Source organism: Geobacillus kaustophilus (assembly GCF_000948285.1).
Taxonomy (GTDB): Bacteria; Bacillota; Bacilli; order Bacillales; family Anoxybacillaceae; genus Geobacillus; species Geobacillus thermoleovorans_A.
On the sequence record NZ_JYBP01000003.1, the window covers coordinates 2,740,816 to 2,756,519 of the forward strand.

At 52.1% G+C, this 15,704-nt stretch carries 12 protein-coding genes and 2 pseudogenes; 6 read left to right on the top strand and 8 right to left on the bottom strand.

The window, feature by feature from the left end:
- Positions 1 to 15: 15 nt before the first annotated feature.
- The 3 genes and pseudogenes from LG52_RS14145 to LG52_RS14155 all read right to left on the bottom strand — a co-directional run bounded on the left by LG52_RS14145 (position 16) and on the right by LG52_RS14155 (position 6,293).
- Complete coding sequence (locus tag LG52_RS14145) at positions 16 to 1,260, bottom strand: TIGR02679 family protein (RefSeq protein WP_044732419.1); 1,245 nt, start codon at positions 1,258 to 1,260, stop codon at positions 16 to 18.
- A pseudogene (locus LG52_RS14150) lies at positions 1,257 to 5,137 on the bottom strand (TIGR02680 family protein). Before LG52_RS14150 ends, LG52_RS14145 begins: the two are co-directional and overlap by 4 nt.
- Positions 5,097 to 6,293: pseudogene (locus LG52_RS14155) on the bottom strand (TIGR02678 family protein). Before LG52_RS14155 ends, LG52_RS14150 begins: the two co-directional pseudogenes overlap by 41 nt.
- Positions 6,294 to 6,407: 114 nt before the next feature.
- On the opposite strand from LG52_RS14155, the gene LG52_RS14160 reads away from it, so the two are divergent.
- The 4 genes from LG52_RS14160 to LG52_RS14175 all read left to right on the top strand — a co-directional run bounded on the left by LG52_RS14160 (position 6,408) and on the right by LG52_RS14175 (position 10,447).
- A complete protein-coding gene (locus LG52_RS14160) occupies positions 6,408 to 7,139 on the top strand; it encodes a coiled-coil protein (protein WP_044732420.1) in 732 nt (243 codons plus the stop codon).
- A 428-nt stretch (positions 7,140 to 7,567) separates the two neighbouring features.
- Positions 7,568 to 8,470 carry a glycine betaine ABC transporter substrate-binding protein gene (locus tag LG52_RS14165; RefSeq protein ID WP_052523694.1) on the top strand — a complete coding sequence of 301 codons (903 nt, stop codon included), beginning with the start codon at positions 7,568 to 7,570 and terminating at the stop codon, positions 8,468 to 8,470.
- Positions 8,471 to 8,486: 16 nt separating this feature from the next.
- Entirely contained in the window at positions 8,487 to 9,614 is a 1,128-nt protein-coding gene (locus LG52_RS14170; protein WP_044732421.1) for a betaine/proline/choline family ABC transporter ATP-binding protein, read from the top strand.
- 203 nt (positions 9,615 to 9,817) lie between these two features.
- A complete protein-coding gene (locus LG52_RS14175; protein ID WP_044732422.1) occupies positions 9,818 to 10,447 on the top strand; it encodes an ABC transporter permease in 630 nt (209 codons plus the stop codon).
- Positions 10,448 to 10,868: 421 nt separating this feature from the next.
- Here the strand turns inward: LG52_RS14175 and LG52_RS14180 are convergent, their stop codons facing one another.
- The 5 genes from LG52_RS14180 to LG52_RS14200 form a co-directional block, all read right to left on the bottom strand.
- The gene (locus tag LG52_RS14180; protein ID WP_044732423.1) at positions 10,869 to 11,522 is read right to left on the bottom strand and encodes an ABC transporter ATP-binding protein; all 654 of its coding nucleotides are present in this window, start codon (positions 11,520 to 11,522) and stop codon (positions 10,869 to 10,871) included.
- A gap of 12 nt (positions 11,523 to 11,534) precedes the next feature.
- Positions 11,535 to 12,236 (bottom strand): hypothetical protein, encoded by a 702-nt coding sequence (locus LG52_RS14185; protein ID WP_044732424.1) that lies wholly within the window; start codon positions 12,234 to 12,236, stop codon positions 11,535 to 11,537.
- Complete coding sequence (locus LG52_RS14190; protein WP_044732425.1) at positions 12,233 to 12,973, bottom strand: hypothetical protein; 741 nt, start codon at positions 12,971 to 12,973, stop codon at positions 12,233 to 12,235. The genes LG52_RS14185 and LG52_RS14190 overlap by 4 nt, the downstream gene beginning before the upstream one ends.
- Positions 12,957 to 13,838 carry an NADH dehydrogenase gene (locus LG52_RS14195; protein ID WP_044732426.1) on the bottom strand — a complete coding sequence of 294 codons (882 nt, stop codon included), beginning with the start codon at positions 13,836 to 13,838 and terminating at the stop codon, positions 12,957 to 12,959. Before LG52_RS14195 ends, LG52_RS14190 begins: the two co-directional genes overlap by 17 nt.
- A gap of 118 nt (positions 13,839 to 13,956) precedes the next feature.
- Positions 13,957 to 14,346 (bottom strand): hypothetical protein, encoded by a 390-nt coding sequence (locus tag LG52_RS14200; RefSeq protein ID WP_044732427.1) that lies wholly within the window; start codon positions 14,344 to 14,346, stop codon positions 13,957 to 13,959.
- 254 nt (positions 14,347 to 14,600) lie between these two features.
- Here LG52_RS14200 and LG52_RS20350 point away from each other — a divergent pair, with 254 nt between their 5' ends.
- The gene (locus tag LG52_RS20350; protein ID WP_044731501.1) at positions 14,601 to 15,131 is read left to right on the top strand and encodes an IS630 family transposase; all 531 of its coding nucleotides are present in this window, start codon (positions 14,601 to 14,603) and stop codon (positions 15,129 to 15,131) included.
- The gene (locus tag LG52_RS20355; RefSeq protein WP_044732400.1) at positions 15,128 to 15,667 is read left to right on the top strand and encodes an IS630 family transposase; all 540 of its coding nucleotides are present in this window, start codon (positions 15,128 to 15,130) and stop codon (positions 15,665 to 15,667) included. Before LG52_RS20350 ends, LG52_RS20355 begins: the two co-directional genes overlap by 4 nt.
- Positions 15,668 to 15,704: the final 37 nt, after the last annotated feature.

The following is a 15,704-nucleotide window of genomic DNA, read 5'->3' on the forward strand; positions in this document are numbered from 1 at the left end:
ATTATCCCCATCCTGCTAAGGAAAGGACTTGTTCGCCCCGTCCTTCTCTATATCCCCCTCCAACCTCCCGATAATCGCCTCTTGATACCCCGCCTTTTTGCGCCGCTTCATCTCTTCTTTCACCGGAAGCAAATCCTCAGCCGAGATCGATGCGAGTTTGGCGAGTCGCTCAGGTGGAAGTTCGACCGCTGGGTTGGCCGCCACGTAATCGTCCAAGGAAAAGCGCCAGAGTGCGACGGCCGAGCCGTACCGTTCAAGCAATCGTTCGGCCATGGCCAATCCTTCCGGGTCAAAATCGCCGGAGTAAAGCAGGCGCGCGCCAGAGACAGCGAGCAAATCCAGCAGTTTCATCGTCGCCAAGTTCATTTGCCCGTTTGTGCTCACAAGCGGGGCGCGGGTGTCAAGCAACGTGGAGAAAACACCAGCGTTTTCCACAATGTACACCGTCCCGCCGCGGGCAGGATAGGCGCGCGCAAGCGGCAGCACTTCCCGCAGCGGCACGTTCAGCGCCGCGTTTGTTTCCGCGGCGGCGGAAAAGACGGGATGGGAACCGTTTTCCGTTTCCGCTAGGATGTTGGCGCACGTGACAAAGTTCAATATATCCTCACGGAGCAGCCCGACTGACTGCAACAATTCATTGACGCTCTCGACCGACGCCACATCCCACTCGCCCGGTACAGTCGCTTGCAAGGCGGCTAACAACAGTTTGCCGGAAAGCGTGGGCAAATCGAACGCATGCGGATCGCCTGCCACTTGCTGGGCAAAGAGCGGGAGGCGCATGTACGAAGAGAGCGGCAGGCGGCGCAGAGCGGCACCGACAAGGCGGACGGCGGCCTCAAGGCCGTTGCGGTCGGTTTCGTACGCCGCTTGGACGAAGCGCTGGCTGCGAACCGCCTCAACCCAATGATGCTCCTTCACAAGGCGCGCGAAAAACCGCTCCCTTTCTTCTTCCGCCGCTTGCCGCTGTTCTCTTTTTGACACGAGCCTCTCGCCGAAATATTGTTCGAGCAGTTCCACAAGCCCAATGCCTGCGAACCGCGTTTGTTCGAGCTGTTTTTCAAAATCAGAGAGGGAGACGCGCGAGACGTCTTTGCCGAAAAAGGCGGCGATCGTCTCCCGCTCTTCATCGGAAAACGCCGCCAACGAAACCGTGCCGCCAACGCGGCCGAGCGACTCGTACTTGCGCTTCATCTCGACCAATAGGCGGTGGAACGCTGGCTCAGAGCGGAAAAAGGCGGATGCTTCCTTGGCTGTGCTCACGTCTCGATCATCTCCCATTCTTCGTCATCGGTGACGAGCTGTTTGACGCGCCCATTCCAACGATAATGAATGACGGTGACAAACGACGCATTGCGCGGGCGGACGAGCTCACAAATGGATAAAGCGGGCACGGTGTCGTAGTCGCCCCAGAGCGCCTGCGAATTCATGATGTAGTTAAAGCCGAGCTGTTCGACAAGGCCGAATAGGTTGCGGATGTTGTTTTCATCGACGCCAGCGAACGCCTCGTCGAGCGAGATGATGTACGGCGCGTCATCGCCCGCTTCCTGGTAAAGTGAATACGCCGCGGCAAAGAGCGGGATGTACATCGCCATCGCCTTTTCCCCGCCGCTGAATTGGTAAAAGCGATGGTTCGTCAGCTCGCGTTTCGGCTCGTTCGCTTTTTCGTAATAAAGGGTGAACGCAAACCATTTTCGATAGTCAAGCACTTCTTTTATGATTTGATGAAGCGTGTTGCCTTGACCGCGCTCCTCAAGCAGTTCGCGGGCACGGGCGATTTTCGAGCGGAAGTGGTTCGTCACCCGCTGCAAATCTTCCTCTTTCAACAACCGCGGATCGATCCGCAACAGGTGGACCAACTCCTTCGTGTCGAGCTCCGCTTCCGTTTCTGCCGTTTTCGGTTTCCATTGAATGGACAACACGAGTCCTGATGACGTATCAAGCCCGCCCATCAGCTTGTTCATATCGCTCACCCACCGCTCGGCGCGCTGGATGCGGCTGCGCAAAATGCGGCCGACCGATTTTAAAATGACGTCCTCATACAGCTCGCGGTCTTGTTCTTTCATATATTCGTGCTGCAAGACGATGTCGCGTTCCACTTCCGCCAACATCGCAAACGGCGTGGCGCGCTGGCCTTTGTAGTCGAGGAAAATGACGTGGCGCTCCTGTTTTTCCCGCCAGTCCGCCGCTTTCATCGCCATTTCGTCGTCTGGTGCGGATGTGATCCATTCGTGATCTCCGTCATCCGGCAGCCGCTCGAGCGTCGCCCGGTATTCGGTCAAGTTGGACGACTCTTGAAAAAAGACGGTGTTCAGTCGGGCGAGAAGCGAGGAGAGCGTCTCTTTCAGCACCGCCCCGTACCGCTGTTTCGCTTCTTTCGCCTGTTCCGGAAGCGAACGCGAGCGGTCTAGTTCCACCAACCCGAGCGCCGCTTCGCGGGCGAACGACTCTTCCCACATGGCGGCAAGCCTGCGGGCGAATGCTTCCCGTTTCTCTCCTTTTTCCAATTCTGCGCGGATGAACGCCAACTGCTGTTCCGTCCGCGCCCGTTCGTTGACAAGCCGCGGAATTTCGCCGCGCAACGCAGCGAGCCGTTCCCGAATGCGGGCGATTTCCGCGCGAATGTCGTCCGCTCCCATTTGCGCAAGCGTCCGTTCCATTTCCGAAATTCGCAAAGCCAGCCGTTCCTCTTCATCGAGCAGCCGATTTCGCTCACCTTTGGCCTCATCGATCTCTTCGATCAGCGTCGCCAGCCGCTCTTGTTGCTGGGTGATCATTGCTTCGATATGGCGCGCCTCGCGATAATGGATTTCCAGCTCGTGCCAGTGGCGGACGTACGATTTCATGGCCAGCCGTGCTTGTTCGCAGCCGTCTAAGGAAAACTCGACGTTCAACCCCGTTGACTGTTCGCGCAGCGTCTGTTTCAATTGTTGCCACTCTCGGGCCAAGCGGGCGGCTTTTTCTTCTTGCCGCTTCCAGTCTCGTTCTTTGCTTTCGGCCTGGAGGCGGGCTTCCTCGCGTTCCTCAAACGCCGTGTGCACATCGCGGTCGGATGGAAACGCGGCAAACCAGTCCGCAAGCGCGGCAATGGCGGCTTCGACTGATTCATGTTCCGTTCGCAAACGGTCGCGCTGGCGCCGCAACGCAGCGATTTCTTCTTCCAGCGCCGCGATTTTCTCCATCCGCCACCGTTCTCTCGCCGTGCGGCCGATAAACATCGCCTGCTCTCTCACTGGCGCGTGCCCACGCAACAGGCCGATCGCATAGCGACCCGCCTCATCGAGCGCCATGCCTCCTTCTTGTTCCGCATCGGTGATGACGATGCTTCGGAGAACGTCATCAATCCGCTCAGCAGACACAGGCGCGTCCGCATCGGGACGCAAATAGTCGGCGAGTGTATGCGCCATATGGACAGGGTTCGGAATGAGCACGCGGTCGCAAACCACATCGACATCGCGGTCCGCGATGAGCGCATCGAGCAGCCCGGCGTGCGAGAGCGCTGATTCGATCCGTTCGCGCACGTTCTCTGGCACATGGTCGACAAATTCAACGGCGGCATAGAACGGGACAAAGGCCACCCCTTGCCGCTTGAGTTCGGCGCGGGCGGCGGCGGTTTGCTCGTCGCGCTCCGGCTCGGGGTCTCGTTCGTCTCGCCAATGGCGAAGTTCGGCTTCACGGTCGACCAGTTCGCGGTCCAGCAGACGGATCTCATGTTCCATCCGCCACTTCTCGTCGTTCTTCTTGCCGATGGCGGCGTAATACGCTTCAGCGAACGGGCGCTTGATGTCATCGATCGAATACCGCTCATAGATGGCCTCACTTGCCGCAGAAACGCCTGAATATCCGCTTCCGAAACCTCGATTTCTTCCCGCTCGAGCCAGGCGAGCACCTGCTGTTCAAAGCGCTCTTTTTCTTGCTCGAGCAGTTCATCCCACTTTCGCTGCTGGTGGCGCCATTCGTCCACTTCCCGCTGCAATTCGCCCGCTTCTTTGCTCGCCTCCTCATAGCGCCCTTTCAAATCGTCATGACGGCGCCAAAGATGGGCCAGCTCCTCGAGCCGCTCGATATGGAGATCCGCTTCCCGCTTCCAAGCGGCGAACAGAAATTCCTGCTGCTTTCAGCGATGGCGGAGAAAATCGTCTTCGTTCACCGCATGGCTGGAGAACGCGCCTTCTTCGGCATCAGCGCGCAGCTGTTCGAGTTCATCCTCAAGAGCGCGTTCGATTTCATCGGCCCGTGCTGCCGCTTCATCGAGGCGGCGTCGGTGCTGCTCGGCGGCAAGCTGTTCGGCTTGTTTCGCCGCTTTCTCGTATTCCACCGCTTTTTCCGCAATCATATATTCATTGTACTGGCGGTACTGGTCGCACAAACGCTTCAACGACCGTTCGTCGCGCTCGAGCTGCTCGAGTTGCTGTTTCGCTTGATCCATGTTTTCGATCGTCTCGGACAAATGGCGAAGTTCATCATCGGTCAACGGAGGCAGCGAGCTTTCCAAAATTTCATAGATGACTGTCGGCTTAAAGTCTTTTGACAGCTTCGGGCTGCGCAGTTGAATGAGCAACTCGATCAATTCTTGAAACGCCCCAAGCGATTCAAAGCGAAACACATGTTTATTGACGAGCTCCATATAGTCTTTTTGCGTCTCGACGACCGTTCCGCCCGCGCCAAGCGTTGCGGCCAGCTCACGTTTCGTCAACGGGATTTTCTCCCCGGTTTTTTCTTTTTTATATAGGGTGATATCATGCCCAATGCGGCGGTTGTCGAAAATGACAAACCCCCAGAAGTCGAGGCTTTTTTGCCGCTTCGCGCGCAAGCCGATGCCGGTTGTGACGTACTGGTCGGATTCTTTTCGCTTATATTCCCAAAACAAATACCCCGTCCGTTCATCGCGGTCCACGACATCTTTTTCTCCAAGCAAGTAGTCTTCCATCCGCCGCGCTCGCGAGCCGAACGGGTCGAGCCGATCGGGCGTCTTTTTGCCGTCCAAAAGCACGGGGATCAAGCTTTGCATCGTCACCGACTTGCCCGCCCCGTTGCTTCCACGAAGCAGCAGCTTCCCGTCAGCAAAATGAAAGTACTGCTCATCGTAATACCAAAAATTAATCAATCCGGCGCGATGGAGCACCCACGGATTGGCCATCATCTTCCCCCTCTTTCACGTCAAAATCATCCGGATACCGCCCGCAAAGCCGCCCGAGGAGCGGATAGAGGACGATCGTTCCTGTGTCGTGTTCCACATCAGCCATGCGCCATTCTTTCAACGCCGAAAGCACCTCGCGGACAAGCTCAGCGGACGATATGTCGCGGTACGTTTTCCCCCACCCAGCCCCATAGCGGCTTCGGCAGTCGACAAGCCAAGCGGAAAACTGATCTGGCGTCAACTGGATGCGGCCGTACTCATCAGGTGAAAACAACTCCAACCGCTCGCGCACCAAAGCGGCAAAATGAAGAATGATCTCCGACGCCCCTTTCTGGTCGGGAAATACGTTGTACGGCGCCTGCCGCTCCGGCAATGTCAGCATCGCGGCGTTTTTATACAGCTCGTAATGAAACGGCGTATGCGCTTCGATATCGTCGCGCAATCGATGGCGGAAGTTGCGCAAGTAGTAAAAATCTTGCTCGTCTCCCTCCGTCCGATACACCGCCGGGGATAAAAACAGCTTTCGATACAGGCGATGGCGCCGATAGTCTTGCGGCGCCGCTTTCCATTCCTCAGCGAGCAATTCGTGGATCGATTCATATTGCAGCAAATCTTTCGGATATGTGCGCATAAAATAACGGGCCAGCACCGGCACTTCGTACATCGCCTCTTCCTCCACATGATGGGCGAACGCCTCAATCTCCCCGTCCATTCGGCGGATGAGCCCGATTTGTTCGGCCGTTTTCAACACACGAATGAGCGCGCGCCGATGCGCGTAGTTCGTCCAATCGACCGGCAAATCTCCCGGATACATGGCGCGGATTTCCTCGCATACGTCAGAAAGCAAAAACTTTTCTTCCACCGCCTTGCCTTCCAAATACGCCATCAAGCAGCAAAACAATGCATAATCAAGCGGCTCTTGAAACGTTTCGATTCCCATCCACGGCTCGGGATCAGCTGGGATTTTCTCCAGTTTGGCGAAATAGCGGTGGACGATGAGCCGATAGCCGAACTTTTCCTCAACGTATCGCTTGAGCACATGTTCACGCCCGCCGATGAGCTAGTACAGCTCCGGCTCTTTGTCACGAACGATCCAAAACTGTTCAAACAGCGCGGCGAGCGCTTCTTTCGCTTTGTCGTCAAACGATGTCTCCACGCTCATTCCCCTCCCGAAATTTGGATGATTTTCTTGAAATAATCGAACGTCCTATTTTTTCTCGCCATCGGTGCGCGTTTTTTGTAAAATAGAGGCGAAAAGGAGGTGAAACGAATGGAGGCGTTGCTAAGAGAAATTTTGCATGAAGTGAAAGCGACGCGCGCGGCGGTCGAGTCGCTCGAGCAGCGAGTTGGCGCCTTGGAGGGGCAAGTGGCCAACCTTAATGAACGAACGGGCGCTCTCGAAGCGCACATGGCCCAGCTCAATGAGCGAACGAGCGCCCTTGAGCACCAAGTCACTCAGCTGAACGAGCGGACAAGCAACCTTGAACACCAAGCCGCCCAATTGAACGAGCGCATGGGCTCTGTCGAACATCAAGTCACCCAATTGAATGAGCGCATGGACTCTGTTGAACGTCAAGTCGCTCAGTTGAACGAGCGCATGGGCTCTGTCGAACATCAAGCCGCCCAATTGAATGAGCGCATGGGCACTGTCGAACATCAAGTCACCCAATTGAATGAGCGCATGGACTCTGTTGAACGTCAAGTCGCTCAGTTGAACGAACAGACAAACACCCTTGAACAACGAATCGACCTGCTTTATGAGCGCACGAACGAAACGAAGGCGATTGCGGAAGCGCTCCGCCACGGGCAAGAAGTGCTGGCCGCAAAATACGAGGCGATGGCCCACGATCTTCACCATATGAAAGGCGACCTCACCCATATCACATCCATCTTGGAAGAAAAAGTGCTGCCTGCCCTCGCCGAACATGAAGCGGGATTGCATGTTTTAAACGCCCGCGTCTTCAAAACGGAAAGCGCCCTTCATCGCCTTGTTCATGCGTAACGCGTTCCCCACAGAGAAATGTTCAACACCTATTCCCTTTTCACTAGGCAGCCGTAGGCTGCCGTTTTTTATGCGAAGCCCACGGAACCATTGGCCTTATCATAAACGTTGAATGACACAACCACGCCTCTCGTCGTTAATGGCGCTCATGGAGAAAGAAAAAACATCTGTTCGAACATCTCGAATTCGGAGTATTCGGGAGGATTCGAAAGCATTCCGGAGCATTTTTCAGCATCGGAAAGGAGAGAGCGTTCATCGCCGTGAGAGAAAGCGACAGGCAACGATATCGACCGATACCAAATTTGCCAGCCGTGCCCAAATTACGGTATCCTTTGTTTGCGACGCTTTTTCATCCCCTCCGCGTCCTTTTGCCGCCTTTTCTTTTTTTCATCCCCCCTTATGACACTAATGGAAAAAGGAGGAAAATGGTGTTGCGAAAATGGTTCATGTCTTTGCTCGCTGTCGGGCTTGTTTTCGGATTGGCAGCCTGCAGCGGAGAAAGTGATGCGAAAGGGAAAATCGTGATTGCCGGAAAGAAGTTTACCGAGCAAGTCATTTTGACGCATTTGCTGGCGGAGTATGTGAAAGCCAACACGGATTTGGATGTTGAGGTGAAAGACAGTTTAGGCGGCGCGTTTATGCTCCAGCAAGCCATCGAAAACGGGGATGTCGACATGTATGTCGAGTACACCGGGACTGGGTATTTGAACATTTTAAAACAGCCGTACGATCCCGCAAAGACGCCCGAACAAATTTACAACGAAACGAAGAAACTATATAAGGAAAAATACAACATCGCTTGGCTCAAACCACTCGGATTTAACAACACGTATGCGTTGGCGATGAGAAGAGACCTCGCCGAAAAGCTCGGGGTGAAAACGTACTCCGATTTGGCGAAACATTCGTCTTCCCTTACGTTTGGGTCAGACGCCGAGTTTTTTGAGCGAAGCGACGGCTATGACGGGCTTGTCGATACGTACGGGTTCCAATTCAAGAAAAAAATGACGATCGACCCGGACTTGCAATACGAAGCGGCGAAAAACGGCGAAATTGACGTCATCACCGCCTACACGACCGACGCCCGGATTAGAAAATACGATTTGGTCGTATTGAAAGATGACAAACAGTACTTCCCGCCGTACCACGCTGTGCCGATTATCCGCCAAGAAGTGTTGGACGCCAACCCGGGGCTTGAGGAGAAACTGAACAAATTGGCCAATATTTTAACCGACGAAAAAATGATGGAATTAAACGGTAAAGTGAACTTGGAAGGAAAACAGCCGCGCGAGGTGGCGATTGACTTCTTGAAGAAGGAAGGACTGATTGACTAGAAAGCGAGGAATGCCTATGATTCGCTTTGAAAACGTGACGAAACAGTATGAAGACGGGTTTGTGGCCTTAAAAAATATCAATCTTGACATCCGCAAGGGGGAGCTTGTTGCCTTGATTGGGCCGAGCGGGTGCGGAAAAACGACGACAATGCGGATGATCAACCGGTTGATCGAGCCGACATCGGGCAAAGTGTATATCGACGGGCAAGACATTTCCGAGCTTGACCCGGTCGAACTGCGGCGCAACATCGGCTATGTCATCCAGCAAATCGGCTTGTTTCCACACATGACGATCGCGGAAAACATCGCGCTCATACCGAAGCTGAAAAAATGGGAAAAACACGCCTATGAAAAACGGGTTGACGAACTGCTCGAGCTCGTCGGCCTCGATCCGGCGACGTTCAAGCACCGCTATCCATCGGAGCTCAGCGGCGGTCAGCAGCAGCGCGTCGGCGTCGTCCGCGCCTTGGCCGCCGAGCCGAATATTATTTTAATGGATGAGCCGTTCAGCGCTCTTGATCCGATCAGCCGCGAGCAGTTGCAAGATGACATCGTCCGCCTGCAAGAAGAGATTCACAAAACGATCGTCTTTGTCACACATGATATGGATGAGGCGATTAAAATCGCTGATCGGATCGCGCTCATGAAAGACGGGGAAATCATCCAGTTCGCCACACCCGACCAAATGCTTCGGCGGCCGGCGAACTCGTTCGTCCGCGAGTTTATCGGCGAAGACCGGCTGCGGATCCGCCAGACGGCCGTGCCGACGGCGGAAGATTTAATGTCGGCGGATGTCGCGACCATCTCCCCGCGGCGCGGCTTGGCCGAGGCGTTCCGTTTGATGAAGGCGAAAAAAGTCGACAGCTTGGTCGTGGTCGATAAAAAGCAGGCCTTTCTCGGCATCGTGACGCTGAAACAAATTGAACAGCGCTATCAAGAAGAGCATTTGTTAGTCGCCGACATCGCCGATTACGATGTGACGACGCTGGCGAAAGAAGCGGACGTCACGAACGTCGCCGCCTTGTTTCAAAACCCGGATGTGCGCATTATCCCGGTGTTGGACGGCGACCAGCTTGTCGGCGGGATTACACGTTCGAGCATGATGCGGGCGCTCGCTGAGTGGACGTTCCAGCAACGCGCGTAAGGAACAGCGGGCAAATAGCGGGTGGAAACACCGTGCCGCCTGACGCTAGAGCATGGCTCGGCCGCGGCTCCTTTCAAAAAGACGGCCCGTCTGCCGACAGGAATCGGCCGTTGGGGAAAATGAACCTTATCCATCTTTCGTCCTCAATCCATGACTAAGCGGCGGCTAAGCGCTGCCGCTTTTTTCCGCCAAGGAGGGATACAATGGAGTTATTACAAACATTCATTGAACGGAAAGAAGACATTTGGATCGCCTTTCAAGAACATGTGCTGCTATCGGCCATCGCCATGGGCATTGCGATCGTCATAGCCGTACCGCTCGGTGTCGCGTTGACGCGGTATCGCAAACTCGCCGAGCCGATCATCGGCGTCGCCGCCATCATTCAAACGATTCCGAGCTTGGCCTTGCTTGGGTTTATGCTTCCCATTTTCGGGATCGGCAAACTGCCGGCGATCATCGCCTTAACGCTGTATGCCTTGCTTCCGATTTTGCGCAATACGTACACCGGCATTCTCGGCGTCGACCCGGCGCTTGTGGACGCTGGACGGGGGATGGGGATGACATCGCGACAAATTTTATGGATGGTCGAGCTTCCACTCTCGCTCCCGGTGATCATGGCCGGCGTGCGCACGGCGACGGTGCTGACAATCGGCGTCGCCGCGTTGGCGACATTCATCGGCGCCGGTGGGCTTGGCGACTTGATCGACCGCGGCTTGCGCATTGCCGACAAAAACTTGATTTTAGCCGGCGCCATCCCCGCTGCGATATTAGCGATTTTGTTTGACTGGCTGCTGCGCAAAGTCGAAAAGAAAGTGACGCCGAAAGGACTGTAAACGATCCGTGAGCGTCGACTCCTAATTCGAAACACATACCGCCTCACAGCCCACAAACACGACCGCGCTTACGCAAAATGTTCTATGATTAAAAACAACTTGAAGAAGGTGTCCCCAAACGATCAGGACATCTTCTTTTCTCTGTGAAAATTACCTTTTAGGTCAGCCCCCTTGGCCGCTGACAAAGCGACCCTCACCGTCTTCCAAAAACAGCGGCTTGTTCGTGATGATTCATCAAAAGAGGCCAGCTTGGGTCAATAGAACGGACGACTGAGACACTCTACGCAACGCTTTTACCTGATCAGAAACGGCGGCCAATGGAATGGGTCCATAACCCAAACGGCTCAGCAACGAGTCGTTCCAAGCAAAACCTTTTTCCAATTTTGTCCACACCCTCTCACGCTTGTGTTCTGAGATCGGATTATTTTGAACGCAGCGTTGTCATACCTGTGATGACCCCTTCGTTCATGGAATACACATGATGGCATAGCGACTCGATATCTACTTTGTGGTGAGACGTCAACAAAATGGTGCAGCCTCTTTCGTTTTCTTCCCTGATAATCTCATACACTTGGTCTACCGATTTTTCATCCAACCCATTCATCGGTTCATCGAGCAGCATCAGCTGCGGCTTCTCCATGATGCACTGTGCAATGGCCAGTCTTTGTCTCATCCCGAGAGAATACGCTTTCACCGGCCTTTTATCATGCGGATCCAACCCCACTCTCTTGATTGCCTCTTTCACCTCGCGCTCGCCGATTTTGTTTTGAATCATGGCTAAAAAATGTAAATTATCGAATCCTGAGTACTGTTCAAGAAAACCGGGTTTTTCCAACAAAACAGCAATATCGCTCGGAAACGATACGTCTTGATGCAACGTCTGGCCAAATACCGTCACTGTGCCGCTGGACGGTTTGACAAGTCCGCTTATGACTCGAAATAACATCGTTTTCCCCGATCCGTTCGGCCCGACGAATCCATAAATCTTTCCTCTCTCCAACTCTAAGTTGATATTGCGCAAAACTTCCCTTGCTTTTATCGTTTTCGAAACATTGGACAAAACGACTGCCTTCATGTCAAAAACCTCCTAAATATAATCCGCGTTCTTCACTCTCTTGATCGTCCAATACCCGAACGCAATGATTGACAAGAGCTCCACGATCAAGGCAGACCACCATATCGAGCTGCTCCGCACGAGATCCACCATGCTGTAGTACAAAGGAACAAAAGGCATCGGCATCTTGACACCCACAAAAAACAAAGCGAGAATGACGGCATTCGCCAAATGGTGAGTGGCATACACGTTCAACAACATCCACAAACCGGCGTGCCAATATAAATTCACGGCGATGCAAACGAACATGAGCACCAGCGAACGGTCAAACGAAAACGCCATATGTGCCACAAACAGGCCGAAGCCGCCGGCGATCAAAAACACCGACAAGACATATCCCAATGTAAACAGAACACCTGCCAGCAACCTAGCCATTGTATACGACGTCGTATCCCTCAACACAATGAACAGTTTATGCTCAAAATATTTATCCCGTTTTTTCCAAACGATTTGGAGCAACACCATATAGCCGAAACAAATCATCAACCAATACATCCAATTGGAGAACGTCACCGCTCCAAATAAGCGGGCGAACAACTCCGATAGACGTTGAGAAGAAAATGCCTCTGACCGACTGGACATCATAGTGCCCAACAGTGGAAACAGGAGGCAGGTGATGAAAATTCTTTTGATATCGATTTTGATCAGGGTAAACTCCAAATCCATCGGTTTCATAAAAGATCATCCTGAACATAGTAGTTTTTTTGGCTTGACGAAAGACAAATGATATAGACCAACACCAGCATCATCATAATGAGAAGCAAGATTGTCCAAACGGGAGCCGTCCGTTCGCTTATGTAAAACAAATAAGGGAGCATGTGCACAGTGAACATATCCAATACAGCCAGTATGATGACGGCAGCGAAGGCGAAAAAGCGATTCCATCCAAAGTCAATGAACGCTATAAACAACAATCCGTATATAGCGGTGATAAAAAAATACATAACAAGAAAGTAAGGAAACGAGCTTTTATCTCCGCTATGCGGCACGTACAAAAAAGCCGCATGGACGTTTTGTATATTGGGATAGATGATGTATTTCGCAAACGTTGTACATAATCCGCCTACTGCGGCAACCCAGAGAGACACGCCCCCTGCCAGAACGATGACCAACAACGCCTTATGCAGCCCGATTTCCCTTCGCGTGCGGTATCTTCTTAGGACTACCCACGCATTAGTTTGAAGCGCGGAGCCTAAAAGAAACAAAAACGCAGGCAGATGAAAAAATTCATATCGATAGAGCAAGATAAAATCTTTAAGACTGTGCCACTTCCCAACCGTCACCATTCCTAACGGAAAGATGCCCGCCACCATCAACAAAGCCATAACACCCAAAATAATCTTGAGAACGGCTCGTTGTAACATCAAATCTTGCCAGACGAAAAAAACGTTCTGTCTAGAGAACATCTTCACTTTTCTTCACTCCATATGAAAATACCCCTACCGCAATCAACAATTGGAGGACAAACACGATGACGATTTTCCAATAGGACAATCCTTCCACTGGCTGTGAAGGAATTAAGAAATTAAACGGATCCCAGCCAAGTTGGCTGGTGATAGTCAGCGCCGCCCAACAAACCATATAAATGATTTGCGGCATCAAAGTAATCAAATATCGATTTTTCAATAAAAAAGAAAATCCCAAACCAAGACAAACGTAGCCGCCGGCAAACAACCCGCCCATGACATAATACGCAAGAACATACCAATAAGGGGAGATTTCCAATAAAGGAGAAAACAGGTGTTTCTTTTCCCCTTCAAATGAATTGTCTGGCAACGGCAACGTGCCATTGACCAATTGCCGGTAGGCCTGTGAAAAACTCGAATAATCCCAATGGTTCGTCAAAAGATTCACCAGCACAACTCCCAGCACGAGAGGAAGGAGGAACAGGAGGAAAGCACTAATGTAAGCAAACAGAAATTTCCTTCTGTAATAAACGTTTCTTCCCATCCGCGTCAATTGATAATGAACATTTCCGCTCTTTCGCTCACGATAAATCGAATCTACCAATGGAATCGACAACAATAGTGGAAAAAGAAAGTAATATAGAGATGAAAGTACATTAAAGCGGTAGCCTCCTAGACCAACCCATTCAAGGTGGGGGGAAGTCAAGGCGAAAACATTTGGGTCGTGATGATAAATTCGTTGAAGCAACTGCACGTTTTCACGATAATCTTTCACCCCCAACACAACGGCGCCAATGACGAGCAACAACAGGCAAGCCGCGCTAATATAAAGGTTCCTATTTTTCAAAAGTTTGAGCAATTCCGCATACATCATATCATCCCCTAATTCTTCTGTTAAGGTCCGTCTTCTTCGTGATAATGGAAGAAGACGAACCCGATGAAGCAAACCGCTTTCTTATCCAAGTTGACCGAACATATCTATAACTCAATCAATTGTCGGGATAAAATTTGCCTGCGATGTCAACCGTAACGTAAGTGAAGGATGCATTTTCCGCCACTAATGAAACTTTTTTACCAACAGCGCTTTGATCGACCGTGAAATAACGCGTGTCATTGTCGGTCACATCCTTTGCCGTTGGCGACACTTTTGTCGAACCTTGCTGAATCCACATATTGGCTTTATATTCGGCGCCAACAACCGAATTTTCCACTTTGCTTTTACTGTTCGTCGCTTTATTGGCGCTTGCTAATTCCGTATCGCCTTGAAAGCGAGGGAGAACCCCAGCATACGTAACATAAGATGCGGCGCTGACTCCCCCTACCACAATGAATGAGATAAAAGCAAGCAAAGTAGTAACCATTTTAAGTTTTTCCTTCACGATTCGATCCCCTCCCCCCTAATCATTTTTTGAAAACGCAGGACCGGTCCTATGAGATATTATAACGCTTAAAAAAAAAAAGCAATAATTTAACAAAATTAACACCAGATGTCTCTATATCAAAAATTTAGAACATGAGATTTTATCCATGCTTATATATACATGCTCATTAAAAAGTTAACCTTCGTATAACCGATGCACACTCCGGTTATCCTGTTCCTAAGGAAACCTATGGAAAAGGAGCGGGATCATTCATGAAACGTCTCAACATCACCCATGATCACGGATGGACGCCACGGACGCTTCGCAAACAGGAACGGAAAATCAAAAACGCGCTTCTTCGCCAACGGGTGATGGCGGTTCGTTTGGTCATGGAAGGTTATTTGGGCAAAGAGGCGGCCTCCATGGTCAACGTGTGCCGACAAACCGTTTCCCATTATGTGTCGCTGTTCAACGAAGGCGGTCTGGAGCTCTTGCTTCATCGGGATTTCGCCCCTGGACGGGAGCCGTTTCTCACCGAAGAACAGCAGGAAGAGATCAAACAGCTTGTGTTGACCACCACTCCCGCGGAACTGGGCTGGGACGTCGCTTCGGCCTGGAACACCAAACTCCTGCAATCCTATGTCGAAAAGCACTTTGGTGTTTGCCTTTCCCGTGAAGCGCTGCGAAAACTCCTGCACCGTCAAGGTCTGTCATGGACTCGCCCTACGTACACGCTGGCGAAAGGGAATCCGGATGAGCAAAAGCAATTTGAAAAGCAAATGGATTTGATAAAAAAAACTTGATCACCAAGGAGACAGAAGATGCCGTTCTTCTGTACATCGATGAAACGCATATCCGCTCTTATCATGTCTTGCGATCCACTTGGTCCGAGGTCGGCCGTCAAAAACGTGTGCCGACATTCGGCCATCATGCCCATGTTTCGGTATTTGGCGCGGTGAACGTCCACGATGGGGACATCGTGCTTCACCAAACAGAAGCCGCCAACGCTGCGACGTTCTTGGATTTCTTGCGCCTGCTCAAAGAGCGGCATCCCAACCGGATCATTGCGCTCGTCTTGGACAATGCCCGGATTCATCACGCTCGAATGGGGAAGGACTTTTTGCGAGAAGAAGGACAATGTTTTCATTTCCTGTATCTGCCGCCCTGCTCGCCGCAGCTCAACCCGATCGAGCGTTTGTGGAAATGGCTGAAGGATACGATGATCGCCAACGCCTTTCACAAAGACCGCCACGAGATCGTGCAAGCGGTTCAACGATTTGCTCATTACATTCAGGAACGCCCGGAGGAAGTGTTGCGGCGCTTGGGGTGTTCCGCGTAATCGAAAAGTTAACTTTTCAAGGTGCATTTATATAGAA